The organism is Janthinobacterium kochi, assembly GCF_051380715.1.
Taxonomy (GTDB): domain Bacteria; phylum Pseudomonadota; class Gammaproteobacteria; order Burkholderiales; family Burkholderiaceae_D; genus Janthinobacterium.
Genome location: NZ_JBNYXO010000012.1, coordinates 61,701 through 86,678, shown reverse-complemented (window position 1 = coordinate 86,678; position 24,978 = coordinate 61,701). Strand labels below are relative to the sequence as shown.

At 62.0% G+C, this 24,978-nt stretch carries 23 protein-coding genes; 12 read left to right on the top strand and 11 right to left on the bottom strand.

What is annotated here, in order from left to right:
* Positions 1-9 precede the first annotated feature (9 nt).
* From ACQ4WL_RS22070 to ACQ4WL_RS22055, 4 genes are all read right to left on the bottom strand, one after another.
* Positions 10-180: a hypothetical protein gene (locus ACQ4WL_RS22070; protein ID WP_436511668.1), complete on the bottom strand. Its 171-nt coding sequence runs from the start codon at positions 178-180 to the stop codon at positions 10-12.
* 64 nt (positions 181-244) lie between these two features.
* Positions 245-523: a DUF6587 family protein gene (locus ACQ4WL_RS22065; protein ID WP_436511667.1), complete on the bottom strand. Its 279-nt coding sequence runs from the start codon at positions 521-523 to the stop codon at positions 245-247.
* A 9-nt stretch (positions 524-532) separates the two neighbouring features.
* On the bottom strand, positions 533-2,434 hold the full coding sequence (gene feoB, locus ACQ4WL_RS22060) for a ferrous iron transporter B (protein WP_436511666.1): 1,902 nt from the start codon (positions 2,432-2,434) through the stop codon (positions 533-535).
* A 2-nt stretch (positions 2,435-2,436) separates the two neighbouring features.
* Positions 2,437-2,721, bottom strand: a complete 285-nt coding sequence (locus ACQ4WL_RS22055) for a FeoA family protein (protein ID WP_436475176.1) — start codon at positions 2,719-2,721, stop codon at positions 2,437-2,439.
* A 412-nt stretch (positions 2,722-3,133) separates the two neighbouring features.
* Between ACQ4WL_RS22055 and ACQ4WL_RS22050 the strand changes: the two genes are divergently transcribed.
* Together ACQ4WL_RS22050 and ACQ4WL_RS22045 are read left to right on the top strand one after the other, a co-directional pair.
* The gene (locus ACQ4WL_RS22050; protein ID WP_131387646.1) at positions 3,134-3,349 is read left to right on the top strand and encodes a (2Fe-2S)-binding protein; all 216 of its coding nucleotides are present in this window, start codon (positions 3,134-3,136) and stop codon (positions 3,347-3,349) included.
* 17 nt (positions 3,350-3,366) lie between these two features.
* Complete coding sequence (locus tag ACQ4WL_RS22045) at positions 3,367-4,068, top strand: energy transducer TonB (protein ID WP_436511665.1); 702 nt, start codon at positions 3,367-3,369, stop codon at positions 4,066-4,068.
* A 237-nt stretch (positions 4,069-4,305) separates the two neighbouring features.
* Here ACQ4WL_RS22045 and ACQ4WL_RS22040 read toward each other — a convergent pair whose 3' ends face one another.
* Positions 4,306-4,986, bottom strand: a complete 681-nt coding sequence (locus ACQ4WL_RS22040) for a Fe2+-dependent dioxygenase (RefSeq protein WP_035822772.1) — start codon at positions 4,984-4,986, stop codon at positions 4,306-4,308.
* Between the two features lie 421 nt (positions 4,987-5,407).
* Here ACQ4WL_RS22040 and bfr point away from each other — a divergent pair, with 421 nt between their 5' ends.
* Positions 5,408-5,884: a bacterioferritin gene (gene bfr, locus ACQ4WL_RS22035; RefSeq protein WP_010401839.1), complete on the top strand. Its 477-nt coding sequence runs from the start codon at positions 5,408-5,410 to the stop codon at positions 5,882-5,884.
* A gap of 183 nt (positions 5,885-6,067) precedes the next feature.
* On the opposite strand, the gene ACQ4WL_RS22030 is transcribed toward bfr, so the two are convergent.
* From ACQ4WL_RS22030 to ACQ4WL_RS22020, 3 genes are read right to left on the bottom strand one after another with little or no spacing between them, the layout of a single operon-like run.
* Positions 6,068-7,399: an MFS transporter gene (locus tag ACQ4WL_RS22030; RefSeq protein ID WP_436511664.1), complete on the bottom strand. Its 1,332-nt coding sequence runs from the start codon at positions 7,397-7,399 to the stop codon at positions 6,068-6,070.
* Positions 7,396-9,282, bottom strand: a complete 1,887-nt coding sequence (locus tag ACQ4WL_RS22025; protein WP_436511663.1) for an alpha-amylase family glycosyl hydrolase — start codon at positions 9,280-9,282, stop codon at positions 7,396-7,398. Before ACQ4WL_RS22025 ends, ACQ4WL_RS22030 begins: the two co-directional genes overlap by 4 nt.
* Positions 9,283-9,297: 15 nt before the next feature.
* Positions 9,298-11,592 carry a TonB-dependent receptor gene (locus ACQ4WL_RS22020; protein WP_436511662.1) on the bottom strand — a complete coding sequence of 765 codons (2,295 nt, stop codon included), beginning with the start codon at positions 11,590-11,592 and terminating at the stop codon, positions 9,298-9,300.
* Between the two features lie 17 nt (positions 11,593-11,609).
* On the opposite strand from ACQ4WL_RS22020, the gene ACQ4WL_RS22015 reads away from it, so the two are divergent.
* Positions 11,610-11,864, top strand: coding sequence for a hypothetical protein (locus ACQ4WL_RS22015; RefSeq protein ID WP_436511661.1), 255 nt, complete (start codon positions 11,610-11,612; stop codon positions 11,862-11,864).
* A 40-nt stretch (positions 11,865-11,904) separates the two neighbouring features.
* On the opposite strand, the gene ACQ4WL_RS22010 is transcribed toward ACQ4WL_RS22015, so the two are convergent.
* Positions 11,905-12,933, bottom strand: coding sequence for a LacI family DNA-binding transcriptional regulator (locus ACQ4WL_RS22010; RefSeq protein ID WP_436511660.1), 1,029 nt, complete (start codon positions 12,931-12,933; stop codon positions 11,905-11,907).
* A 7-nt stretch (positions 12,934-12,940) separates the two neighbouring features.
* Positions 12,941-13,555, bottom strand: coding sequence for a glutathione S-transferase N-terminal domain-containing protein (locus tag ACQ4WL_RS22005; protein WP_436511659.1), 615 nt, complete (start codon positions 13,553-13,555; stop codon positions 12,941-12,943).
* Between the two features lie 277 nt (positions 13,556-13,832).
* Here ACQ4WL_RS22005 and purB point away from each other — a divergent pair, with 277 nt between their 5' ends.
* The 6 genes from purB (at position 13,833) to ACQ4WL_RS21975 (ending at position 20,153) form a co-directional block, all read left to right on the top strand.
* On the top strand, positions 13,833-15,212 hold the full coding sequence (purB, locus tag ACQ4WL_RS22000; RefSeq protein WP_436511658.1) for an adenylosuccinate lyase: 1,380 nt from the start codon (positions 13,833-13,835) through the stop codon (positions 15,210-15,212).
* A gap of 186 nt (positions 15,213-15,398) precedes the next feature.
* Complete coding sequence (locus ACQ4WL_RS21995; protein WP_070311507.1) at positions 15,399-15,923, top strand: cytochrome b; 525 nt, start codon at positions 15,399-15,401, stop codon at positions 15,921-15,923.
* A gap of 173 nt (positions 15,924-16,096) precedes the next feature.
* Positions 16,097-16,651, top strand: a complete 555-nt coding sequence (locus tag ACQ4WL_RS21990) for a YceI family protein (RefSeq protein WP_436511657.1) — start codon at positions 16,097-16,099, stop codon at positions 16,649-16,651.
* Positions 16,652-16,684: 33 nt separating this feature from the next.
* Complete coding sequence (locus tag ACQ4WL_RS21985) at positions 16,685-17,260, top strand: YceI family protein (RefSeq protein ID WP_096238130.1); 576 nt, start codon at positions 16,685-16,687, stop codon at positions 17,258-17,260.
* Positions 17,261-17,424: 164 nt separating this feature from the next.
* The gene (locus ACQ4WL_RS21980; RefSeq protein ID WP_436511656.1) at positions 17,425-17,694 is read left to right on the top strand and encodes a GlsB/YeaQ/YmgE family stress response membrane protein; all 270 of its coding nucleotides are present in this window, start codon (positions 17,425-17,427) and stop codon (positions 17,692-17,694) included.
* Positions 17,695-17,999: 305 nt separating this feature from the next.
* On the top strand, positions 18,000-20,153 hold the full coding sequence (locus ACQ4WL_RS21975) for a S46 family peptidase (protein WP_436511655.1): 2,154 nt from the start codon (positions 18,000-18,002) through the stop codon (positions 20,151-20,153).
* A 68-nt stretch (positions 20,154-20,221) separates the two neighbouring features.
* On the opposite strand, the gene ACQ4WL_RS21970 is transcribed toward ACQ4WL_RS21975, so the two are convergent.
* Positions 20,222-20,791: a hypothetical protein gene (locus ACQ4WL_RS21970; RefSeq protein WP_436511654.1), complete on the bottom strand. Its 570-nt coding sequence runs from the start codon at positions 20,789-20,791 to the stop codon at positions 20,222-20,224.
* Positions 20,792-20,941: 150 nt separating this feature from the next.
* Here ACQ4WL_RS21970 and ACQ4WL_RS21965 point away from each other — a divergent pair, with 150 nt between their 5' ends.
* Positions 20,942-22,630, top strand: a complete 1,689-nt coding sequence (locus ACQ4WL_RS21965) for a M14 family zinc carboxypeptidase (protein ID WP_436511653.1) — start codon at positions 20,942-20,944, stop codon at positions 22,628-22,630.
* Between the two features lie 90 nt (positions 22,631-22,720).
* Entirely contained in the window at positions 22,721-24,874 is a 2,154-nt protein-coding gene (locus ACQ4WL_RS21960; protein WP_436511652.1) for an FUSC family protein, read from the top strand.
* Positions 24,875-24,978: the final 104 nt, after the last annotated feature.

The window sequence follows — 24,978 nt, the reverse complement described above, 5'->3', positions numbered from 1 at the left end:
TTTTTTCGTTCAGGGCCGCGAAATCGGCGGCACAGGCGGCAGAGCCGCCACCGCCAGCAAGGCAAACGGTCCGAGGAACAGGCCGATACCGAACCAGAGTCCCCCGTGGCGGCCGCGCCGGCTGGCCAGCAGCCAGGTGGCGACCGCAAACAAAAACATGAAGATCAACAGTATCGCCATTGCCACTCCTTGCCATGCGGAAAGCCCAGTGTAGCCCACGGGTGCGCCCGTGCCTAGACCTACATCAGTCCTGGCGCTGCACCTGCATCAGGATCACGCGCTTGCTGCTGCCGTCGGCCGGCGGCGTGGCGGGCGGCGGCGGGCTGTCGCATGAGCCGCAGGAACCGCAGCCGCTGCCGCAGCCCGGCGCCACCTTGAAGAAAGTCGACATCTTCGCCTCATCGAGGCCGCAGCGCACCAGGCCACGCACGATGGCGCGGCGCACGCCCGCCGGCAGGTACTTGGTCGAAAAATGCAGCAGCGCGGCTGCGACGATCAGGGCGACGATAATGGTTTGCCACATGGTGTGCTCCTAAGCGCCCAGCATCAGGGCGACGCGATAGGTGATGAACGAAGCGGCGTAAGCCAGGGCGAACATATAGCCGGCCATCAGCAGCGGATAGCGCCAGCCGCCCGTTTCGCGTTTCACCACGGAGAGGGTCGACAGGCACTGCGGCGCGAACACATACCAGGCCAGCAAGGACAGCGCGGTGGCCATCGACCACGAATGGGCAATCAGCGGCTCCAGGGTCGAAGCCAGCGCGTCGCCCGTTTGCGACAGCGCATACACGGTGCCCAGCGCGCCGACGGCCACTTCACGCGCGGCCATGCCCGGCACCAGCGCGATGCAGATCTGCCAGTTGAAACCGATGGGCGCGAAGATCACTTCCAGGCCGCGGCCCAGGATGCCGGCCAGGCTGTAGTAGATTGGCGGATGGATCGCGTTGTCCGGCGGGCCGGGGAAGGTGCTGAGGAACCACAGGATGATCATCAGGCTCAGGATAATGGTACCGACGCGCGTGAGGAAGATCTTCGCGCGCTCCCACAGGCTGACGGCCAGGTTGCGCAGGTGCGGCCAGTGATAGGCCGGCAGTTCCAGCATCAGCGGCTGGTTGCCGCGCACGCCCATGCCGCGCTTCATGACCCAGGCCACGGCCATGGCCGAGATGATGCCGGCGAAGTACAGGACAAACAGTACCAGGCCTTGCAGGCTCAGATAGCCCCATACCTGGCGTTCCGGGATGAAGGCAGCGATGATCAGCGCATACACGGGCAGGCGCGCCGAGCATGTCATCAGCGGCGCGATCATGATGGTGACGAGGCGGTCGCGCGGGTTCTGGATGGTGCGCGCCGCCATCACGCCGGGAATGGCGCAGGCAAAGCTCGACAGCAGCGGGATGAAGGCGCGGCCTGACAGGCCTACGCCGCCCATCAGGCGGTCCAGCAAGAAAGCCGCGCGCGGCAGGTAGCCGCAGTCTTCCAGGCTCAGGATAAAGAAGAACAGAATCAGGATCTGCGGCAGGAATACCAGCACGCTGCCGACGCCGCCGATGATGCCTTCCACCAGCAAGCTCTTCAGGTGGCCATCGGGCATGTTCGCCGTCAGCAGGGCGCCCAGGTGGCCCACGCCATCGGTGATCATTTCCATCGGCGTGGCGGCCCAGGCAAACACGGCCTGGAAAATCAGGAACATCAGCACGGCCAGGATGAGGGGGCCGAACACGGGGTGCAGCACCACGTCGTCGATCCTTTCCGTCAGGTTGCCGCTGTCGCCCGCGTCATTGCTGACGGCGGCCAGGATGCGGCGCACTTCGCGCTGGGTTTCTTCGACGCTGACGGCATCGATGGCCGCCAGCGGTTTCGCTTCCACTACCGGCAGCGGCAGCATGGCGTCGATGGCGCCCAACAAAGCTTTTTCGCCATCGTGCTGCACCGCGACGGTTTCCACCACGGGCATGCCCAGTTCCTGCGCCAGTTTGGCCGTGTCGATCAGCATGCCGCGCTTGCGCGCCACGTCCGTCATGTTCAGCGCCAGCAGCATGGGCAGGCCCAGGCGCTTGACTTCCAGTACCAGGCGCAGATTCAGGCGCAGATTGGTGGCGTCGACCACGCAGATGATGGCGTCCGGACGCGGGTCACCCTGGCGCAGGCCGCCCACCACGTCGCGCGTGATGGCTTCATCTGGCGTGGTGGCCGACAGGCTGTAGGCGCCCGGCAGATCGAGCAGGCGCACGGGCTTGCCGGCGGGCGACGTGAAATGGCCTTCCTTGCGCTCGATGGTCACGCCGGCGTAGTTCGCCACTTTCTGGCGCGCGCCCGTCAAACGGTTGAACAGGGCGGTCTTGCCGCAATTCGGATTGCCCAGCAAGGCAATTTGTGGCTGATGTGGCGGCTTGTGCACGCCCGCATCGACGATCGTTTCGACAGCACCCATGGTTATTCCGGTTGAAGCAGCGGTTGAATCGTGATCAGCGCCGCTTCGAAGCGGCGCAGTGCGAACGTGGCATTGCCGACCTTGATGGCCAGCGGGTCGCCGCCGGGCATGCCGCGCTTGAGCATGCGGAGTCGTTCGCCGGGAACGAATCCCAGCTCCATCAAGCGGCGGGCCAGGTCGACGCCGTCCTCCGTCTGTCCTGCCGTGTGGGGCGTGATATGCAACACCGTGCCGCTCTGGCCGACTGCCAGCGCATCGAGCGTCATCAAGGGTGGAACTAGAGTCATGAGCAAATTCCGTTCAAATTAAGAACACCTGATACAGGCTGCGGCGCGGGGCGCCTTGCACTGCTCCCAGGTTTGTGAGGTAAAACGCCACTGTTGCGCATTACCGACAAGCGGCCATTCAAGCTGTCCAGACGGCGACCGTCCGAGACAATACCAGCATTATAAACCTGAATGCGAATAGTTTTTATTTAGCCAGGAGAGCCGCCCCCATCAAGGGCTGCATCATGCGCGCGAATCACATATCAACCCGCAGCGCCAGGCCGCCAGGCGCTGCACACTTGATCAAAATCGCTTGCATTGTCCTGCACTTTGCGCGACAATGAAACGTAATGATAATGATTCTCATTAAAACACTAGCAACAATGCTTCAGAGCACTAGTGTCTGTTCATCCTCCAGCCAGAAGGTGCATCAATGATTGTATGTGTCTGCAACAACATATCTGATCGTGAAATCCGTCAAGCCGTCGATCTTGGCCTGTCCAGCATGGCCGAACTGCGCCGCGACCTGGGCGTGGCCACCTGCTGCGGCAAATGTCATACCTGCGCGCGGGAAGTACTGAACGATCACCTGAACGCCACCGTAGTGCTGCAGGAAACCGTATTGATGCGAGCTGTACTGACAAACTAAAGAAAGCGATGAACGCCATGACGATGATGCCCCCGCCCGTAACGGTGCAGGCCGTGCAGCAATTTGCCGACTTCGACAAGAAGCGCAACAAGTTCGCGCCGCTGATGGCCATCGTCGTCCTGCATATCGCCGGCTTTTACGCCATCCAGAGCGGCTTGCTGAGCCGCGTCGTCACGGCGGCCATGCCGACCATCACCACCATCAGCATCATCGCCCCGCCGGCGCCGCCCAAGCCACCGGCACCGTCGGTACCGAAAACCGTGGAACTGAGCGCTCCCGTGCCGCGCGCCGTGATCCCGCCGCTGCCGCTGATCGCCGTGGCGCCGAGCGAGCCGACGATCACGCCGCCGCAGCCGACGCGCGCCGAAGCGGCACCCGTTGCCACCGCCGCGCCGACAGCGCCATCGACACCGTCGCCGACGCCACCGGCACCGTCGGCGCCGCGCACCGTCAGCAGCGTCGAATACATCAAGGCACCGCAACTGATTTACCCGAATCTGTCGCGCCGCTTGGGTGAAAGTGGCACGGTGGTGCTGCGCATCCTGATCAATGAAAAAGGCTTGCCCGAGCAAATCCTGATTCACAAATCGACCGGCTACGGCAACCTTGATGAAGCGGGCCGCCAGGCGGCGCAGCGCGCGCTGTTCAAGCCCATGATCGAAAACGGCAAGCCTGTCCCCGTCTACGTTTTAGTACCGCTGACCTTCCAACTGAGCTAGCCTTCCGGCGGCCACGGCGCCGCTGCCAGCCCGCAAGCAGCGCACCAATGCCCTGCTTGCTTTTTTGCGCCCTGTTTTCTGCACCAGTCAAGCAACTGCTTGTTTCAGTCTGCCAGCCTACATCCCCGGGCCAGGCAGACTTTTTTTTGCCAGATGCGCAGCGCGCTATGGGGTCAGACCCTCAACACCGCCAACGCAAAGTTCAGCGCCAACGTCGCCGGGGGTCTGACCCCAGCCTTACATCTCCGCCCACATCCGCAGCAGGTTGTGATAATGCCCCGTCAGACCCACCGTCGCGGGCGAATCGCCGTGCTCTGCGCGCACGCTCTGGATGTTCTGATCGAGCTCGAACAGCATGCTGCGTTTCCAGTCCTCGCGCACCATGCTTTGCGTCCACAGGAAGGAGCAGATGCGCTCACCGCTGGTGACGGGCAGCACCTGATGCACGCTGCTCGACGGATACACGATCACGTCGCCGGCCGGCAGTTTTACCTCATGCGTGCCGTAGGCATCGACCACCACCAGCTCGCCGCCTTCGTACTCGTCCGGCTCGCTCAGGAACACGGTCGAGGAAACGTCGGCGCGCATCGACTGCATGCCGTTTTTCGGCGTGCGGATGGCGCCGTCGATATGCAAGCCATAGTGCTCGCCGCCCGCATAGCTGTTGAAGAACGGCGGCAGGATGCGCAGCGGCAGCACGGCGGCGAAGAACAACGGATTGGCCATCAGCGCGCGGCTGACGATCTCGCCTAGCTCCAGCGCCAGCGGCGAACCTTCGGCCAGCTGGCGGTTGCGCTTGACCTGCGCCCCTTGCGCCCCGACGCTGGCGCGCCCGTCGACCCAGTCCGTTTGCGCCAGGCGCTGGCGAAACTGCGTCACCTGTTCCGGCGTCAGCACGCCGGGTATATGCAGCATCATCTTGCTATCCTTTTTCAGTAAAATCGCTGCCTGATTATCGCATCGCCGGCAGCGGCCAAGAAGACACAAAAGCAAGAACGGAGCAACATTTCCCGCCTTTTCAGCGCGGCCACGCGCGCGCGCCAGCGGCAACAAAATAGCACCGGGAACGCGAATGAGAATGGCCTGCATTTTCCTTGGCAAATAAAAAACGGAAAAATGTGGCAATCCATTTGAGAATGGGTTTTATTCGCACGATATTTACGTTAAAAGGACGGGAAAACACCGTTACGCAGCAAAAAACGCCCATATTTTGCGCTATCATGCGGGCATAGCGAAACCGGCAACCTGCGCGCCACCAGGCAGCCTTGCGCCACCCGGCAGTGAACGCCAGCAGCCTGCGGTTTCATCATCGAACGCGACACAGAACAAAGGAATTCCCATGAAGGGCGATAAAGAAGTCATCCGCATGCTCAACGCACAGCTCACCAACGAACTGTCGGCCATCAACCAGTACTTCCTGCATGCGCGCATGTACAAGCACTGGGGCCTGGAAAAGCTGGGCAAGAAAGAATACGAAGAATCGATCGGCGAAATGAAACACGCCGACAAGCTGATCGACCGCATCCTGATGCTCGACGGCCTGCCTAACCTGCAAGCGCTGCACAAGCTGCTGATCGGCGAGAACACGCCGGAAATGCTGGAATGCGACTTGAAGCTGGAACGCGCCGCGCACGCCACCGTCAAGGAAGGCATCGCCATCAGCGAAAAAGCGGGCGACTACGTCTCGCGCGACCTGTTCCTGATGATCCTGGAAGACACGGAAGAGCATATCGACTGGCTCGAAACGCAGATCGACCTGATCGCCAAGGTCGGCATTCAGAACTACCTGCAAAGTCAGATGGCCGTCGAAGAGTAATGAGGACACCTGCCAAAACCTACTGCGCGTCGGCATAGGCGGCCTGCGATGCTCACCGTACTAGAGTACGGTTGCGCTTCTCGGCCACCTCTTCCTTCCGCTCGCTACGGTTTTGTCAGGTGTCGTAACATCATTGGTGGAACAAGAAAAACCGGCAGCCTGCCGGTTTTTTTACGCCTGTCATCAGGGGCGGCCAGCGCCCTGGCGCCCGTTCAATTTCACGAATAAAACCGCCACCGCCGCGCACAGCAACAGGGCGCCGGCCAGCCGGATGACGTTTTCCGGATTGCCGCCCAGCCAGCTGCGGTAATACAGGGGCAGGGTGAAGATCTGGATGATCATCGGGATGACGATGAACATGTTGAAGATGCCCATGTAGACGCCCGTGCGCTCGGGCGGAATGCAGCCGGCCAGCATGATGTAGGGATTGCCCATGATGCTGGCCCAGGCCAGGCCCACGCCCAGCATGGGCAGCAACAGCAGCACCGGACTGTGGATCAGCGGGATGCTCAGCATGCCCACGCCGGCCGCGCACAGGCACAGGCTGTGCATGCGCTTGGGGCCGAAGCGGCGCGTGAACGGCACCAGCGCAAAGGCGGCGACAAAGGCGACGAAATTGTAGAAGGCGCCTACCTGCCCGTTCAGCAGGCCCGCGTCGCGAAAGCCTTGCGACGCCGGGTCTGTCGTGTGGAACAGGGTCGCCGCCAGCGATAGCGCAATGTACTGCCAGTAGCAGAAAAGGGCGTACCACTGGAACAGGTTGACGAAGGCCAGCTGCTTCATCGTCGGCGGCATGTCGCGCAGGGCCGCGCCGATATCGGCCAGCGTGTGGCGCCAGCCCGGCGGGCGGCTGCGGATGGCCGCCAGCTCGCTGGCCGTGAGCGGGTTTTCCGGCGTCGTCTTCAGGGTCCACAGCACCGAGGCGAGCGAGAACACGGCGCCGATCAGGAAGGCGGCGATGACGATGTGCGGGATATGGCTGCCATTGACGGCATCCTTGTTCATGCCCAGCATGACCAGCAGCGATGGCGTCAGATAGGCCAGCGTTTGCCCCAGCCCCGTAAAGGCGCTCTGCGTAAGAAAACCCAGCGAGTGCTGCTTCTTGTCGAGCTTATCGCTGACGAAGGCGCGGTACGGCTCCATCGTCACGTTGTTGGCTGCGTCGAGTATCCACAGCAGGCTGGCGGCCATCCACAGGGTGGGACTGAAGGGCATGGCCAGCAAGCCCAGGCTGCACAGGATGGCGCCGATCAGGAAGTAGGGCGTGCGGCGGCCCCAGCGCGTCACCGTGCGGTCGCTCATGGCGCCGATCAGCGGTTGCACGAGCAGCCCCGTCATGGGACCGGCCAGCCACAGGTACGGCAGGCTCGCTTCATCGGCGCCCAGGTATTTGTAGATGGGGCTCATGCTGCTTTGCTGCAGCCCAAAGCTGAACTGGATGCCGAAAAAACCGACATTCATGTTGACGATCTGCCAGAACGACAGATGCGGACGGTGCGTGCTGGCGTCGCTCATGCTGGTTCCCGTTTTTGCTCTTGCTCCCGCTCCAGCCACAGCATATGCCATGGCTGCAAGCCTACCGTGCCGGCCAGCACGCTGCCATCGAGGCTGTTGCGCCACTCGCCTGCGGGCAAAGTGAAACGCTGGCTGGCGCCGCTGAAATTGCTCAGGTTGAGAAACGCGTCGCCGCGCAGCAGCGCCAGCACGGCCGGCGTGTCGGCGGGCAGCACGCTGCGCGGCGCAGCGGCGGCCAGGGCCGGCAAGCGCCTGCGCATGTCGATCAGCTGGCGCAGTGCCAGGTACAGCCGGCCGCTGGCGCTCACGCCATCGTGGCGCCATGCCAGCAGGCTGTCGTCAAATGCGGGGCGCTGCAGCCAGCGACTGTCCATCGCCCGGTCGGGGCGCTGCGTGTAGCTGTGATCGTTGGTCATGCCCAGTTCATCGCCCATGTACAGCACCGGCAAGGCGCCAAAGCTCAAGGCCAGGCCATGCAGCAGCAGCAGGCGGCGCAACGCGTATTCCTGCTCCTGCACCGTGGTGGCGCTTTGCAGGCCGGCCAGCGAGGCGGCCATGCCGTTGCTGCCATGCGCCTTGTCGGCGCTGCTGCTCTGGAAGGCCGCGCCGCGCGCATAGCTGCCGCTGCCGGGCGTGCCGGCAAAGAAGCGGGCGATGCGCGCCAGGCGCGCCGGCCCGTCCGCGCCCGCTTCATTGAGCAGCACGTTCCAGCCGATGTCGTCGTGGCAGCGCACATAACTGAGCCAGCTTGCGGCCGGTGGCAGCGGTGGCGTGGCGGCGATCACCTGCTGCAGCAAGTCCGTGCTTTCCTCCGCCAGCGCGCCCCAGCCGGCAGCCATCAGGCTGCTGTGATAGGCGATATGGCATTCGGGCGCGGCATCGCTGCCAAAGTAGGCGGGCAGCTTGGGCGTCGGCACGATGGCTTCGGCCTTGAGCAATACGCCCGGCGCGACGATGGCGGCAATCGCCCGCAAGGCTTGCAGCAGGCTGTGGGCTTCGGGCTGGTTCATGCAGTCGGTGCCTTCGCGCTTCCACAGGAAGGCCGTCGAATCGAGACGGAATACTTCGATGCCCTTGTTGGCCAGGCCCAGCATGGCGCCGGTCATGGCCGCGAAGACGGCCGGATTGGCGTAGTTCAAGTCCCACTGATACGGATAAAACGTGGTCCAGACCCAGCGCTGGAGCGCCGGCACGAAGGTGAAATTGCCCGGCGCCGCCTGCGGGAAGACCTGACCCACGGTGCGCTCATAGCGGTCCGGCTGCATGCGGTCGGGATAGGTGTGGAAAAATTCGCGCAGCAGCGGATCGCCTGCCTTGGCGCCCAGCGCCCATGCATGGTCGTCGGCCACGTGGTTGAGGATCAGGTCCGAGCACAGGCTGATGCCGGCCGCGCGCAGCTGCGCCGTCAACGCCAGCAAGTCGGCATTGCTGCCCAGCGCGGGATCGACTTCCTCGAAGCTGGCGACGGCAAAGCCGCCATCGCTTTCGCCTGCGCGCGCACGCAAAAACGGCAGCAGGTGCAGATACGTCACGCCCAGTTCACGCAAGTGGCCAATGCGTTCGGCCACGCCTTGCAAATTGGCGCCGAAGCGTTGCACATACGCGCTGTAGCCCAGCATGGACTGGCTGGCAAACCAGTCCGGCTGCGCTTCGCGCTGCGCATCTTGCCGCAGCAGCGCCGGCGCGCGCGCCGCGTACAGCCGGCCCACGCTTTCCATCAGGTCGCCCAGCCAGGGCAGGAAGTCCGGCCGCTGGCCATACAGGCTGCCCAGGCGGTCGAGCAAGACCGCCTCCTGGCGCGCATAGCGGCGCGCCGCATCGTCGCGCAAGTGCGTGGGGAGCGGCGCCAGCAGGCGCGCCAGGGGGCTGCGTATCGACATCATGAATCCTATCCTTGCTTAAAATGCGTATTTCAGGCTGACCTTGACGGCGCGCCCCGTGATCGAGCGGGCCGCATGCCCATCGCCCTCGACTTCCGTATAACCGATCTTGTTGAGCAGATTGTTCGCCGTCAGCGCCACCTGCATTTGCGGCGTGAGCTGGTAATTGACGAAGGCATTGAGCACCTGGTAGGCGGGCAAGGTGATCGTGTGCGCATCGTCGCCCCACGACTTGCCCGTGCCGACCAGGCTGGCGCCCAAGGTGGCGGGGCCCCATTCATAGGTGGGCGCGAGCTGGTAGACGACACGCGCCTGGCGCCGCGGCGTATTGCCGATCAGCGCCACGTCGGCCGCCGCCGTGCCCGTGATCTCGGCATCCGTGAACGTCAATCCGCCATTGATGCGGAAGTCGCCGGCGCTGTAAGCCGCTTCCAGCTCCACGCCCTTGGCTTCATAGCTGTTGGCCGTGCGCAGCTGGGTAGTCGCTTCGTAATTGCTTTCCTTCGTCTTGGCCTGGAACACGGTGACGAAGGTGCTCAGGGGACCTCGCCGCCATTTCACGCCCCCTTCAAGCTGGCGCACGGTGTTCATCGCCACCGGCACGCTGCCATCCAACGGCGTGCCGAACAGGATGCGGTCGGCATTGAAGGCCACGCCTTCGCTGACGCGGGCAAACACGGCCAGGTTGGCTTGCAGCTTGTAGTTCGCGCCCAGCGAGTACGAGGTGTGGCCCAGGGTGTAGTCGACCCGCTGCACCGTCGACGGCAGATACACTTGCGCGCCGGTGGCGATATTGGCCGTGCCGCTGGCATGCTGGCGGTCGCGCCGCAAGCCGCCGTCGAGGTTCAGCGCGCCGCTTTCCCAGGCCAGGTTCAGGTACGGAGACGTCGTGCGGTATTGCATGTCGACGGCGCGCGAGCAGCAGGCGCCGAAGGCGGGGCCGATGTAGCCTGGCGTGCTGCTGGCCGTTTGCAGCAGCGCCGGCTGCTCGCCCGTGGCCTGCATCAGGTATTCATTGAAGTTCCAGGTCAGGCCCAGCTTTTGCTGCGACAGGTACAGACCGGCCGTGGTGGTCAGCTTGCCGCTGCCCATCACAAAAGTCTTGGCCAGCTTGGTGTCGCTCAATGTATTGCTGGCGTCGTCGATCGAGGTATTGAACACCACGGCGGAAAACGCGCGGCCAGTGTAGGGCTTGCCCTGGTTCGGGCCGCTGGCAAATACATAGCTGCCATCGCTGCCGTTATTCGACGGGAAGACGCCGGTGAAGCGGCCCGAATTGTCGGCGTAGCGGAAGTTTTCGCTCACGCTCCAACCCTGCCCCAGCTTGAACGACGCTTCCAGGCCCACGGTGTCGCTTTTGACGTGCAAGCCGTCGTTGACGCGGGTGGCCACGCGCTGGTTATCCTTGTTCAGCACCATGTCCGGCACCCAGTACGGCGAATAGAAACTGGCCTTGCGCGGGTCGATGCCGGCGATTTCCCCGATGCGGCCATTGCGCACGCTGACCGGCACCGGCAGGGCCGTGGGTGACTGGTCGTCGAGGTGCTTGAACGACAGGCGCACGAAGCCGCTGTCGAATTCATGCGTGACATTGCCGCGGATCTGGCCGCCCTTTTCGCTGTTGACGCCACTGTGGCGGATGCCTTCGCCCGTGCGCCAGGAGCCGCCGATGAAGAAGCGCGTGCGCTCCGAAATCGGCGCGCCATAATCGAAGTCGACCCTTGTCTGGTCGTAGCCCAGGCCGCGGCTGATGGCCACGCTGCCGCCCTTCTCCTTGCCGTTCTTGCTGATGAAATTGATGATGCCGCCCGGCGAATTGGTGGCCAGGGTGGAGGCCGAACCGCCGCGCACCACTTCCAGGTGGTCCAGGGTGGAATCGATCTTGACGAAGCTGTCGGGCGTGGTGAAGTTGAAGTCGCCAAACTGCAGCACCGGCAAGCCGTCTTCCTGGATCTGCACATAGCGTGCGCCGCCGGCGGAAATGGGCAAGCCGCGCACGGTGATGTTGGCATTGCCTTCGCCGCCCGAGGATTCGGCCCGCAAGCCCGGCACCGAGCGCAGGACTTCGGCGGCGCTGGTGGGCGCGTTGTGCAAGATGGTGTCGAGTTCCATGCTGCTGACGGAATTGCTCGATTTCATTTTGGACGTGCCGCCGGTGGTGCCCGTGACCACGATGCGTTCCAGATTCAGGCCATCGGCCGGGGCGGCGCTGGCGGTGTCGGGGGCGGACTGTGCTTGGGCGGCGCCCCATTGCAGCAGGGCCAGGGTGACGGCTGCGGCCATGCAGCCGCGTTGAGCAGTACGTGTCTTCATCTTGTCTCCAGTGTTGTATGCCGATGCATCGAGGTATCGGCTTGTTATGTGTCCTGGCCGCTGCATGCCGTGACGCGCTGGCTGAGCCGGTACGTCATTATTCAACGAATAAGAATTTATTGCAATCGATTGCAATCGAGCACTGCAACATGAAAATTATGTTGTTTTTAAGAGAATACTACGGGCAAGATAGACGGGAAAATGCGATGCTTGACGCGACCATAGGTTTTTTCATGCTGCCATGCAGCATGAAAAACAACGGGGAAATTTGAAATTATTGCAATCGGTTGCAACCGATGAGGGATGCGCGCCTCAGCGGCCCGAGGCGCGTACGATCAGCTCGGTTGGCATTTGCTGGGATGGCGCAGGCGCGCCATCGACCAGCGCCAGCAGCGAGGCCACCAGCGCGCGCCCGGCGGCGCGGATCGGCTGACGCACGGTGGTCAAAGGCGGATGGAAATACGCGGCCAGTTCGATATCGTCGTAGCCGACCACGGCCACCTGTTCCGGCACGGCCACGCCGCGCGCGCGCAGGGCGCTGATGGCGCTCATGGCCAGCAGGTCGCTGCAGGCAAAGATGGCGTCGAACGGGAGGTGGCGGTCCAGCAGTTCCTGCACGTCCGTCGCGCCGCCCTGCGGCAGGAAGGAGCCGGCCACGTACAGTTGCGGGTCGGGCGCCAGGCCCTGCGCGGCCAGCGCCTGCGCATAGCCCTGGTGGCGCTGCGCCACTTCGGGCAGCTTGGCGTCGCCAAAGAAGGCGATGCGCGTGCGCCCCGCCGCCAGCAAGTGTTCCGTGGCCAGCCTGCCGCCGGCGACGTTATCGCCGCCAACGGTGCAATACAGCTGCTGCGGCAATTGCGCGCCCCACACGACGATGGGCACCTGACGCGCAGCCAGCTGGTTCAGTTGCTCATGGTGGCGCCACTGCCCGATCAGGATGATGCCGATCACGCGGCCGCTATCGAAGGACTGGGCGGCCGCATCGAGCGTTTCGGCATCCACGCGCGAAATGAGCATGTCGAAACCTTGCTCCGTCAGCGCATCGGCCAGGCTGCCCAGCATGCTGAGGAAGAAGGGGTCGGACAGGTGCTGGCGCGTGGCCGCGTCATACGGCACCACCACGCCGACCGTGCGGTTCTGTTTCAGGCGCAGGTTTTGCGCGCCGATATTGATGGAATACTTGAGCGAACGGGCCAGTGCGATGACGCGTGCGCGCGTCTCTTCATTGACCAGAGAACTGCCGCTCAGGGCGCGCGACACGGTGGACGTGGATACGCCGGCCAGGCGCGCGATATCGGCCATCTGCAGGCGTTGCTGCGCCTTTGAATCGGTACCGGTCATCGTACGCTCACTGCGGCACGGTGTCCTTGAACGATGGCCGCTCGGACAGTTTGTCGAACAGGCGCGCCAGCGCCGGATGGTCCGCGCGCCAGTCGATTTCCGGAAAACGGAAGCTGAGCCAGCCCAGGGCGCAGCCCACGGCCACGTCGGCCAGGGTGTAGTTCTTGCCGGCGCAATACGCGCTCTCGCCCAGGCGCGCCTCGAGCGCTGCCAGGCCCAGCGTGATTTTGTCGAGCTGGCGCGCGATCCAGGCCGCGCTTTGCTGCTCGGGCGGGCGCTGCGTGCGCTCCAGGCGCACCAGCACGCCCGCGTCGAGGATGCCGTCGGCCAGCGCTTCCCAGTTCTTGATATCGGCCCGCTCGCGGCCATTGCCGCCGGCCGGCAGCAGCTTGCACACGGGCGTGAGCGTGTCGAGGTATTCGACGATGACTTTCGAATCGATCAATGTGCTGCCATCCTCCATCACCAGGCAGGGCACCTTGCCCAGCGGATTGGCTTGGGCGATGCGGGTTTCCGGCAGCCACACGTTTTCCAGCTCGAAGACATAGTCGAGCTTTTTTTCCGCCAGCACGATACGGGCTTTGCGGACATACGGGCTGGCGAGCGAGCCGATCAGTTTCATAGGTACTTTAAGGTGAAGGAGCAGCAATCAGTATAGCATCGGCGGCAGCGGCGTTTGGCAGCACCCGCCTGGCGCTCCCTCGGGTGTGGCACGCATGCCGCATCGGGGCCGGATTCGGCCAAAATGGGGGCCATCCACTGCCGCCGGACGGCTGGCCAGCGGCCAGCGGTGGTAAAATCACCCTTTACTGTGGCGCCGTCAGTGTTGCTGTATTGCGATAGACCTGCCCTCCCCGCGCGCCACACGCCAACCGTTTCTTTAACTTGCGTCCGCTCTCATGACTTCTACACCTCCGTATTCCACGCTGTCGGCCCTGTCTCCGCTCGATGGCCGCTACGCCAGCAAGACCGATCTGCTGCGCCCGATCCTGTCCGAAGCCGGTTTCATGCACCACCGCGTGAAAGTGGAAATCTCCTGGCTGCAAGCGCTGTCGCAAGCCGGTTTCGCTGAAATCAAGCCGTTCTCGGCAGAGGCGAGCGCCCTGCTCGACAAGATGGCGGCCGATTTCTCGGAAGCCGACGCGGCCCGCATCAAGGCCATCGAAGCGGTCACCAACCATGACGTCAAGGCGGTCGAGTACTGGCTGAAGGAACAAGTGGCGGATGTGCCGGAACTGGTGGCGGCGTCGGAATTCATCCATTTTGCCTGCACCTCGGAAGACATCAACAACACCTCGCACGGCATGATGCTGAAAGCCGCGCGCGATGGCGTGATGCTGCCGGCATTGAACGGCCTGGTAGCCAAGCTGACGCAGATTGCGCACGACAATGCCGACGTACCGATGCTGTCGCGCACGCACGGACAGACGGCCAGCCCGACCACCCTGGGCAAGGAAATGGCCAACGTCGTGGCCCGTTTGCAGCGCGCCGTCAAGCGCATCGAACAAGTGGAAATCCTTGGCAAGATGAATGGCGCCGTCGGCAACTACAACGCCCACCTGTCGGCCTACCCAGGCTTCGACTGGCCGGCATTCTCGCAGGCCGTCATCGAACAGCGCCTGGGCCTGGTCTTCAACCCGTACACGATTCAGATCGAGCCGCATGACTACATGGCCGAACTGTTCGATGCCTTCGCGCGCGCCAACACGATCTTGCTGGACCTGAACCGCGATATCTGGACGTATGTCTCGCTGGGCTACTTCAAGCAGAAGCTGAAAGCGGGCGAAATCGGTTCGTCGACCATGCCACACAAGGTCAATCCGATCGACTTTGAAAACTCGGAAGGCAACCTGGGCCTGGCCAACGCCATCCTGAAACACCTGTCGGAAAAACTGCCCGTCTCGCGCATGCAGCGCGACCTGACCGATTCGACCGTGCTGCGCAATATCGGCGTGGGCCTGGGCTACACCCTGCTGGCCTATGACAGCTGCCTGCGCGGCCTGAACAAGCTGGAAGTAAACCACGCGCGCCTGGCGCAAGACCTGGACGCGACCTGGGAAGTGCTGGCCGAACCCGTGCAAACCGTGATGCGCCGCTATGGCATCGAAAATCCGTACGAGCAACTGAAAGAGCTGACGCGCGGCAAGGGCATCTCGAAAGAAGCGCTGCAAACCTTCGTCAATGGCCTAGCCATTCCGCAGGATGCCAAGGACGTGCTCCTGACCATGACGCCGGGCAACTACATCGGTATCGCGGCGCAATTGGCCAAAGCAATCTAAGCCACAATCTGTACCTGGATCAAGCAGATCCACTCCCGCGGGGCGGCCAGCACATAAATGCTGCCCGCCCCGCGTTTTTTCTGGCAATCTTTCTTGTAGAATCTGCAGCACGCAGCGCAATTTGCTTTTCTTTGGTATATTAGGCCGAATTAGTCCTAATGCGTACTACTTTCAAGAAAGCCGCCGATGCAACGCTACACCACCACCGCCATCATCCTGCACTGGCTGACCGCCCTGCTGATCATCAGCGCCTTTGTCATGGGCCTGGTCATGACGGACATTCCCGGCCTGACGCCCACCAAGCTCAAATATTTCTCCTGGCACAAGTGGCTGGGCGTGACCGTGCTGGCCATCGCCGCGATCCGCCTGCTGTGGCGCAAGGCCAACGTGCCGCCGCCGCACCCGGCCAGCATGGTTGCCTGGCAAAAGAAGGCGGCCGACGCCATGCACGTGCTGCTGTACATCCTGATCTTCGCCGTGCCCATCTCCGGCTACCTGTACACCCTGGCCGCCGGTGTGCCGGTTGTCTATCTGGGACTGTTCCAGCTGCCGGTCATCATGGCGCCGAACCCGGAACTTAAGCCACTTTTAAAAGAGATTCATTATGTTCTGAACATGACGATGGCCGCCGCCGTGGCCGCCCATGTGCTGGCGGCGCTGAAGCACCAGTTCATCGACCGCGATGGGGTGCTAAAACGCATGCTGCCATAAGAACGTCGAACCAAACCTACTGCGCGTCGCGATTTGCGGCCTGCGATGCTCACTGTGCTAAAAGCACAGTTCCGCTTCTCGGCCGCAACTCACTTCCGCTCGCTACGGTTTTGTCCGGCGTTCCAAGTCCGTCTTAATCTGCTTTGCTCACTGAAACACAGGAAAAAAACAAGATGAAAACCACCCAACGCATCGTCCTCGCTTCCCTGCTGGGCCTGTCCGTGGCCGCCACCGCCGCCACCCTGCTGAAAGTCGATCCCGCCAAGACCAGCGTGTCGGCCGTGTTCAAGCAAATGAACGTGCCCGTGGAAGCGAAGTTCAAGAAATTCAATATCGCCATCGATTACAACCCGGCCACGCCGGACACCTCGAAAGCGTCGGTGGACATCGAGACGGCCAGCATCGATATCGGCGACCCCGAGTACAACAAGGAAGTGGCCAAGAAAGAATGGTTCAACTCTGCCCAGTTCCCGAAAGCCACCTTTGTCTCGAGCAGCATCAAGGCCGCCGGCGCGGGCAAGCTGACGGTAAGCGGCAAGCTGAGCATCAAAGGCAAGACCACCGACGTGACCTTCCCCCTGACGGTGAAAGCCGACGGCGGCAAATATGCGTTTGACGGCGCCCTGCCGATCAAACGCCTGACCTACAACATCGGCGAAGGCGAGTGGAAAGACACGAGCATGGTCGCGGATGAAGTCACCATTAAATTCCATGTTTCTGCTCAGTAATCGCTATACCCCTTGTTCAACCTTAGGATATTCATGACATTCAAGCACTTGATGATCGCCGTACTGGCAGCCGCCGGCGCGGGTTCGGCCATGGCCGCTACCGACACCTACAACCTCGACCCGACGCACACCTTCCCCAGCTTTGAAGCCGATCACATGGGCATGTCCGTCTGGCGCGGCAAGTTCAACAAGACCAAGGGAACCGTGACCCTGGACCGTGCCGCCAAGACGGGCAGCCTGGACCTGGTCATCGATGCCGATTCGATCGATTTCGGCCTCGACGCCATGAACACGCACGCGAAAAAAGCGGACATGTTCAATGTGGAAAAATTCCCGGCAATCACCTACAAGAGCAAGTCGTTCAAGTTCAACGGTGATCAGCTGGTGGAAGTCGATGGCGAACTGACCCTGCTGGGCGTGACCAAGCCTGTCAAATTGAATGTGAGCAAATTCAAGTGCATCATGCACCCGCGCTACAAGCGCGAAGTGTGCGGCGCCGATGCCAGCGCGGAATTCAAGCGCAGCGACTTTGGCCTGAACTACGGCATGCCGGCGTTCTCGCCGGAAGTCAAGCTGGCCATCCAGGTCGAAGCGATCAAGGCCGATTAAACACGGCCTTGCCGCATGACAAGCCCGCCTCGCTGCCCGCAGCCAGGCGGGCTTTTGCATGCGCGACGCGAATCCGCTGGACTTTTCTATCGTGCGGCATCAGTATCACCTGGCATGATGTTTTTCTAACATGAAAACCACTCACCCATCGCGCGGAGGACTACATGAATTTCATTATCTGGATCGTTATTGGCGGCGTCATCGGCTGGCTGGCCAGCATGGTCATGAAAACCGATGCGCAACAAGGCATCTTCCTCAATATCGTCGTCGGCATCGTGGGCGCCTTACTGGGCGGCTGGCTGCTGGCGCCCCTGTTCGGCACGGGCACCATCAATAGCGACAATTTCAGCGTGTCTTCGCTGCTGGTCTCGTTCCTGGGCGCCGTGATCCTGCTGGGCATCGTGAATCTTTTGCGCCGCGGCAAAATACGCTAGAGCGGCAACACGCCGTGCCTCACGAGGTGGCCGGGCCGCGCAAGCGCCCGGCCATTTTTCATTGCCGCCATGCCACGTATGGACAATACCACAACCGCAGCACGGAAAAATGCGCGCTGGCGGCCGGTTCCTGCCCCTACGGCATCAAGAATGATGTCATTTAAGCAATCATGCAAGAACATGCCACCCGGAAAATGTGATTGACTAGTGCGAGTTCGATACGGATACTCTAGGTCGCCCGCTGAGAAAAACACTGGGTACACGTTGGTTCCGACTTTCCACCATGTAAAAAGACTAGAACTCGAATGAAAAAATCTTTAATCGCGCTCGCCATCCTGAGCAACTTCGCACACGCCGACGAAGGCATGTGGATGCCCCAACAGCTGCCACAAGTAGCCAAGGAACTGAAAGCGGCCGGACTGAAACTCGATCCGACCACCCTGACCAAACTGACCGAGTTCCCGATGGGCGCCATCGTCAGCCTGGGCGGTTGCTCGGCCTCGTTTGTCTCACCACAAGGCCTGGTTGCCACCAACCACCATTGCGTCTACAACAGCGTGGCGGTCAATTCGACCAAGGAGCGCGATTTGCTGGCCAACGGCTTCCTGGCCAAGACTTTCGCTGAAGAATTGCCGGCCGCCCCAGGCAGCCGCATCTTCGTCACCTCGGCCGTGACCAATGTCAGCGACAAGATCATCACCGCCGACGTGGCCAAGCTGCAAGGCAAGGCTCGCATCGACGCGATCGAGAAAAACCAGAAAAAACTGGTCGCCGAATGCGAAAAAGAAGCCGGTTTCCGCTGCACCGTGTCGGCCTATTACGGCGGTCTGGAGTTCTACCTGATCAAGCAACTGGAAATCCGTGACGTGCGCCTGGTGCACGCGCCACCAGCGGGCGTGGGTAAATTCGGCGGCGACACCGACAACTGGATGTGGCCACGCCACACGGGCGACTACGGTTTCTACCGCGCCTATGTCAGCCGCGACGGTAAAGCTGCCGACTTCAGCAAGGACAACGTGCCTTACCAGCCAAAACACGTGCTGAAACTGGCCAAGGATGGCTTGAAAGAAGGCGATTTCGTGATGGTCCTGGGCTACCCTGGCCGCACCAACCGTCACCGTTTGCCATCGGAAGTGGCGTACACGTTTGACTGGAACTACCCGGCCTTCGTGAAAGCGTCGGGCGAAACCCTGGCCATCATCGCGCGCGAAACCAAGGACAACAAGGATGTTGCCCTGAAATACGCGGGTCAAGTCGCTGGCGTGAACAATTACTACAAGAACCGCCAAGGCATGCTGGACTCCTACGCCGGCAGCGACTTCCTGGCGCGCAAGACGACGGAACACGAAGCCCTGAAAACCTGGGTCAACGCCAATCCTGCACGCAAGGCGGAATTTGCCGGCGACATCGAGCAAGTGGAAAAGCTGATCGCCGAGCGCGATGCCGACACCAAACGCGATTTCTTCCTGAGCTATGCACAGCCACGCCTGCTGAACACGGCACGCAGCCTGTACCGCCTTGCGAACGAAAGCACCAAAGCCGATACGGAACGCAAGTCCGGCTACCAGACGCGGGACTTGCCACGCCTGACCTCGAACGTCACGTCGGTCGAGCGTACCTACGATGAAAAAGTCGACAAGGCGCTGGTACTGAACAGCCTGACCAAGTACGCCGCGCAACCGGCAGCACAGCGCCGCGCCAGCTTTGACGCCGCCATCGGCATCAAGGACGGCATGTCGCCAGCCGACCTGTCCGCCGCACTGGACAAACTGTATGCGGGCAGCAAGCTGGCCGACAAGGAAGAACGCGCAGCATGGCTGAAACGCACGCCAGCCGAATTCCAGGCCAGCAAGGACAGCTTCATCCAGGCAGCCGTCGCCATGTATCCGGATTCGCTGAAAAACGAAGCGGAAGACGAAGAACTGGCAGGCAAGATCCAGCAAGCCTACGCCAACTACATGAAAGCAAAAATTGCCTTCATGAAGAGCAAAGGCCAAGCGGTCTATCCTGACGCCAACAGCACCCTGCGCGTGACGTTCGGCAAAGTAGCCGGCCGCGACCATGGCGCCGACGGCACCACCTGGACCGCCTTCACCACCGTCAATGGCGTCGTTGCCAAAGCCACGGGCCAGGGCGAGTTCAATGCACCAGCCAATCAACTGGCGGCGATCAAAGCCAAGGACTTCGGTAAATTTGTCGATGCTAAGCTGAAAACCGTGCCGGTCGACTACCTGGCCACCCTGGACATCACCGGCGGCAATTCCGGTTCGGCTGCCCTGAACGCCAAAGGCGAATTCATCGGCCTGGCATTCGACGGCACGCTGGACTCGATCATTTCCGATTGGGACTACAACAAGGCCAACACCCGTTCGATCCAGGTTGACCTGCGCTACATGCTGTGGAACATGAAACACATCGACCACGCAGACAACCTGCTGAAAGAAATGGGCGCTGAATAACAAGAAGCAATAACCCGGCAACGGGCGCTTTAGCCTGAGCCACTCCTGCGGGAGTGGCTTTTTTTCGCCTAGCGTTTTACTTTGCTAAAGCGGTAAGGCACGGCTTGCTCCGCGCCAAACACTTGCGCGCGACCGCTTCCCAGCGGCAGCATGACCCTCCGGCCATCCTGCAGCAGCAAGGCCAGGTCGGCGCCGGGAAAGCGCTGCGCCAGCAGCCGATAGGCTTGCCGCGCGATACCGGCGGCGGGAATCACGATGCGGTAGTCGCTATCGCCAAAGTCCAGCAGCAGCGCGGGAAGCTCATCCGGCCCCGGCAGCGCCGTGATGCGCAAGCGCGTGCTTCCCTTGACAAGCTCGAAGGCTGACCACGGGGGCAAGGTACGCCGCGTGGAGCCGATCTGCAGTTGCGGCGCCTGGCCCGCCTGCGCCGACGTCAGCAAGAGGTCCGACCGTTCTTCCGACACTGCACCATCGATGGCCAGCAGCCAGCCCCGGTAGCGTATCAGCGCGCCCTGCGCAGCAGCCATGATGGACCCGCCCTGTGCCACCGGCCCCTTGCCTGCTGGCAAGCGCAGTGGCGCCGCCTGCGCCGCCAGGCAAGCCCACCACGCCAGTGCTGCCATCACTGCCTTGCCCATGCCGCCTCCCCTTGCGCGTGAAACGTATTCATAACACAAGTACTGCCGCAAGTCCCTGCGGCGCCTCAAGGCAGAAGCGCCGGTGCTACAATTGGCCCCTAGCGGGCGTACTTACCCAGCGCGCCTTCCCCCTCCCAGACTCAGACCGCTATGCCACCAGACTTGCGCACGACCTACGAACTCGGTAACCACAACCAGACCACGACCTGGCTGGAATGCATCACCTTCTACAAGGATCTCGCCGCACGCTATCCGCACGTGCTGCACTTCGAACAGATCGGCCTGTCCGATTCGGGCGTGCCCATCCACGCTGGCGTCGTCAGCGCCGACGGCGTGTTTGACCGCGAGCAGATCAAGCGCGCAGGGCGCACCGTGTTCTTCAACAACAACGGCATCCACCCGGGCGAGCCGGAAGGCATCGACGCCTGCATGGCTATCGTGCGCGACCTCTGCACGCAGCCCGAACGCCTGGCGGCGCTGGGCAGCACCGTGCTGCTGTTCATTCCGATCTACAACGTCGATGGCAGCCTGAACCGCGCCAACACCTCGCGCGTGAACCAGGATGGCCCGGAGCAATTCGGTTTCCGCGGCAACAGCCGCCACCTGGACTTGAACCGCGATTTCATCAAGTGCGACAGCCTGAACGCGCAAGTATTCAACCGCTTGCTGGCCAGCTGGGACCCGGACGTGATGGTCGACACGCACACGTCGAACGGCGCCGACTACCCGTACACGATGACCCTGATCCACACACAGACGGATAAGCTGGGCAATGGCCTGGGCCCCTTCCTGCAAGACACCATGCTGCCGCACATCTTTGCGCAGATGGAAAGCGCTGGCTGGCCTACCTGTCCTTACGTGAATCCCGTCAAGGATAGTCCCGACCACGGCATCGCCGAATTCCTCGAAGTGCCCCGTTTCTCCACCGGTTTTGCGGCCCTGCATCACGTCATCGGCTTCATGCCGGAAACGCACATGCTCAAGCCGTTTGCCGACCGCTACGCTTCCATGCGCGCCCTGCTCGACATCACGATGGCGTTTACCATCGAGCATGGCGAACAGATCCAGCAATTGCGCGCGCAAGCCAAGGCGGCCGGACGCACGCAAGCCGAATGGCCCATCCACTGGGCCATGAACGAAGCACTGCCGTCGACCTTCCCCTTCAAGGGCTATGCGGCGCAGTACACGCCGAGCGTGCTGGGGGACTACCAGCGCCTGTCGTATGACCGCTCGCAGCCGTGGGAACGCGATATCGCCTACTACAACCGCTTCGATGCGGACGTCACCGTGGCCGCACCGAAAGCCTATGTGGTGCCGCAAGCCTGGCGCGAAGTCATCGAGCGCCTGCGCTGGAACGGTGTCGAAATGAGCCGCATCACCGCCGAACAGACCTTAACGGCGCGCTATTACCACATCACCAATGTCGGCACGCGCGCCACCGCCTACGAAGGCCACATGTTCCACGACACCGTGGAACTGGAAGCGCGCACGGGCGAATTCACCGTACAGGCGGGCGATTATGTCGTCAGCCTGGACCAGGACAACGCGCGCTACGCCGTGGAAACGCTGGAACCGCAGGCGCACGACAGCTTCTTCCGCTGGGGCTTCTTCAACAGCATGCTGGAGAAGAAAGAAGCGTTTTCCGATTATGTGTTCGAAGACATGGCATCCGAATTGCTGCGCGATGAGCCGGCGCTGGCTACCAAGTTCGCCGAGTGGAAAGCCGCCAACCCGGCCTTGCTGAGCAATCAGGAAGCCGTGCTCGATTTCATTTTTGAGCACTGCCAGCGCTTTGCCGAGCCCGAGTGGCGGAGATATCCCGTCATTGCCCTGATGTAAATCCGGGCTGTAGCGAATGCAACATCCTGGCGCCGCATCGGAGACCCCGGTGCGGCGCCTCTTTCTGTGCCCTACCCACAAGGTAATCCCATGCACTACGCACTGAACCTGCGCACCTTTATTTACAGCCATTATTTCTACCTGGGCTTGCGCGTGGCCATCGGGCTGGTCGGCCTGGCCTTGCTGGTCCAGGAAATCAGCGACAGCGCCACCGCCATGACGGTGTGCATCGGCGCCCTGTGCACGACCTTGATGGACATGCCCAGCCCGCTGCGCCACAAGTTCAACGAAATGCTGGCCTCGGTGCTGCTGTGCAGCGCCGTCACCTTGCTGATCAGCCTGTGCGGCCCCGTGCAGTGGCTCTTGATGACGGTGCTCGTCCTCGTCAGTTTTCTCGCCAGCATGATGGTGGTGTACGGCAAGAAATCCATGCCCTTGCAACTGGCCGCCCTGTTCATCATGACCATGTCGATGGAGCATCAGATGACGTGGCAGCAATCGTTCCACCACGCGGGCCTGTTCATGCTGGGTGGCTTGATCTATCTGGCCTACGCCATGGCCATCGCCTGGGTCTTGCGCCACCGCATCAAGCAGCAAGTGCTGGCCGAAGCCCTGTTCGAACTGGCCGCCTACATCGACATCAAGGCCGATTTCTACGACACGCGCTTCAATCTGACGGAGCAATTCAACAAGCTGGTGCGCCATCAAAGTATCCTGGCCGACCGCCAGCAGGCGTCGCGCGACCTGATTTTGCGCAGCCACAAGAACAGCAAGGATGCCATCGTCGTGCAGGTGCACGTGTGCATGCTGGATTTATACGAACTGATACTCTCGACGCACACGGATTACGCGCTGCTGCGCCAGCACCTGGCCGACTCTGACGTGCTCAAATCCCTGCACGACCTGGCCTACAAGGCGGCGCGCGACATCGAAGCCGTGGCGTATGCTGTCACGCGCAAGCGCGCCTCGTATGCGCAGATCAGCTATGACAAGGAATGGCTTGATATCGAAGCAGAAATTGCCCGCCTGCACGCAAAAGGCGACGGTGCGCAGGAAGCGCTGGCGACCCTGCGCGCGCAGCGCAACAAGATCCGTGCCATTTTAAAAATGATAGCCGAGCTGCACCTGGCCACGCAAAAAATCTATGCCGACGTGCCGTTCTGGAGCGGCGCGGACATGGCGCCGTTTTTGTCGCAGCAAAAATATGAGCTGAAAACCCTGCTGTCGAATTTGCGCCTGGACTCGCCCATATTCCGCTTTGCCCTGCGCGTATCGATGGCCATCTCGGTGGGATTGCTGATTGGCCACTGGCTGCCGTACGCGGCGCACAGCTACTGGATTGTGCTCACCATCGTCATCATTCTGCGTCCCACCTTCAGCATGACGCGCCAGCGCCGTGCCGACCGCATCATCGGCACCATCATCGGCTGCGTGGTCACGGCCATCGTGATCCGCTTCGTGCACAGCAATATCGTGCTGATGGCCATCCTGTTCCTCTCCATCGTGGCCACGCCCACCTTCATCTATCTGCGCTACCGCTACACGGCCATCGCCGTCAGCCTGATGATCTTGCTGCAAATGCACCTGGTGGCGCCCAGCAATCCGAACCTGGTCAGCGAACGCCTGATCGATACCCTGATCGGCGCCGCCGTGGCCACCGTGTTCAGCTTTGTGCTGGCCAACTGGGAATACCAGAGCCTGCCACGGCTGGTGCGCCAGGTACTGAATGTGAACTTGAGCTATATGCAGGCCAGCTTTGAGCTGCTGCAGGGGAAATGTTTCGATGACTTCGCCTACCGCATCGAGCGCAAGCGCCTGATGGACAGCCTGGCCGCGCTCAGCTCGGCACTGGTACGCATGCTCGATGAACCGGCCAGCAAGCAGCGGGCCGTGGAAGACATCAACCTGTTCATCGTGCAAAATTACTTATTGGTGGCCCACGTGGCGGCACTGCGCTCCATCCTCGGGCGCCACGCCAGCCAGCTGCCTGTCGCGCCCGTCAATGCCTTGCTCAGCCACAGCCATACGCAAGTGTGCCTGACCCTGTCGCGCGCGCTGGAGCAGCTCGACGACAAGGCCACCATCAGCGCCCCGCTGGCTACCCCTGGCGCACCGCCCGTCAGCGAAGTGGCCTGGTCGGGCTGGCCGCTGGTGCAGCGACGTATCCGTCTGTTGCAGGCTGATGCCGACAAGATCGTGGTACATAGCGCGGCGATCGTGCACATCGTCTCACCGCGTACCTGACAAAAAGTCCATGGCGGTGTTGCCGCGCCTCGTCGTACATTCGTACTGCCTTCGGCACGGCGCCTAGCCCTGAACATTTTGTCAGCCGCTTTATCCAGGCTGGC

Bases quoted from the DNA above. Each gene is read 5' to 3' on its own strand.
- ACQ4WL_RS22010 (WP_436511660.1), bottom strand. From the start codon at position 12,933: ATGACCGGTACCGATTCAAAGGCGCAGCAACGCCTGCAGATGGCCGAT.
- ACQ4WL_RS21990 (WP_436511657.1), top strand. From the start codon at position 16,097: ATGAAAACCACCCAACGCATCGTCCTCGCTTCCCTGCTGGGCCTGTCC.
- ACQ4WL_RS21960 (WP_436511652.1), top strand. From the start codon at position 22,721: ATGCACTACGCACTGAACCTGCGCACCTTTATTTACAGCCATTATTTC.
- feoB (WP_436511666.1), bottom strand. From the start codon at position 2,434: ATGGGTGCTGTCGAAACGATCGTCGATGCGGGCGTGCACAAGCCGCCA.
- ACQ4WL_RS22045 (WP_436511665.1), top strand. From the start codon at position 3,367: ATGACGATGATGCCCCCGCCCGTAACGGTGCAGGCCGTGCAGCAATTT.
- ACQ4WL_RS22065 (WP_436511667.1), bottom strand. From the start codon at position 523: ATGTGGCAAACCATTATCGTCGCCCTGATCGTCGCAGCCGCGCTGCTG.
- ACQ4WL_RS22040 (WP_035822772.1), bottom strand. From the start codon at position 4,986: ATGATGCTGCATATACCCGGCGTGCTGACGCCGGAACAGGTGACGCAG.
- ACQ4WL_RS22055 (WP_436475176.1), bottom strand. From the start codon at position 2,721: ATGACTCTAGTTCCACCCTTGATGACGCTCGATGCGCTGGCAGTCGGC.
- ACQ4WL_RS21995 (WP_070311507.1), top strand. From the start codon at position 15,399: ATGCAACGCTACACCACCACCGCCATCATCCTGCACTGGCTGACCGCC.
- ACQ4WL_RS21975 (WP_436511655.1), top strand. From the start codon at position 18,000: ATGAAAAAATCTTTAATCGCGCTCGCCATCCTGAGCAACTTCGCACAC.
- ACQ4WL_RS22070 (WP_436511668.1), bottom strand. From the start codon at position 180: ATGGCGATACTGTTGATCTTCATGTTTTTGTTTGCGGTCGCCACCTGG.
- ACQ4WL_RS22030 (WP_436511664.1), bottom strand. From the start codon at position 7,399: ATGAGCGACGCCAGCACGCACCGTCCGCATCTGTCGTTCTGGCAGATC.
- ACQ4WL_RS22050 (WP_131387646.1), top strand. From the start codon at position 3,134: ATGATTGTATGTGTCTGCAACAACATATCTGATCGTGAAATCCGTCAA.
- purB (WP_436511658.1), top strand. From the start codon at position 13,833: ATGACTTCTACACCTCCGTATTCCACGCTGTCGGCCCTGTCTCCGCTC.
- ACQ4WL_RS22025 (WP_436511663.1), bottom strand. From the start codon at position 9,282: ATGATGTCGATACGCAGCCCCCTGGCGCGCCTGCTGGCGCCGCTCCCC.
- ACQ4WL_RS22005 (WP_436511659.1), bottom strand. From the start codon at position 13,555: ATGAAACTGATCGGCTCGCTCGCCAGCCCGTATGTCCGCAAAGCCCGT.
- ACQ4WL_RS21980 (WP_436511656.1), top strand. From the start codon at position 17,425: ATGAATTTCATTATCTGGATCGTTATTGGCGGCGTCATCGGCTGGCTG.
- ACQ4WL_RS21965 (WP_436511653.1), top strand. From the start codon at position 20,942: ATGCCACCAGACTTGCGCACGACCTACGAACTCGGTAACCACAACCAG.
- ACQ4WL_RS21970 (WP_436511654.1), bottom strand. From the start codon at position 20,791: ATGGGCAAGGCAGTGATGGCAGCACTGGCGTGGTGGGCTTGCCTGGCG.
- ACQ4WL_RS21985 (WP_096238130.1), top strand. From the start codon at position 16,685: ATGACATTCAAGCACTTGATGATCGCCGTACTGGCAGCCGCCGGCGCG.
- ACQ4WL_RS22020 (WP_436511662.1), bottom strand. From the start codon at position 11,592: ATGAAGACACGTACTGCTCAACGCGGCTGCATGGCCGCAGCCGTCACC.
- bfr (WP_010401839.1), top strand. From the start codon at position 5,408: ATGAAGGGCGATAAAGAAGTCATCCGCATGCTCAACGCACAGCTCACC.
- ACQ4WL_RS22015 (WP_436511661.1), top strand. From the start codon at position 11,610: ATGCCGATGCATCGAGGTATCGGCTTGTTATGTGTCCTGGCCGCTGCA.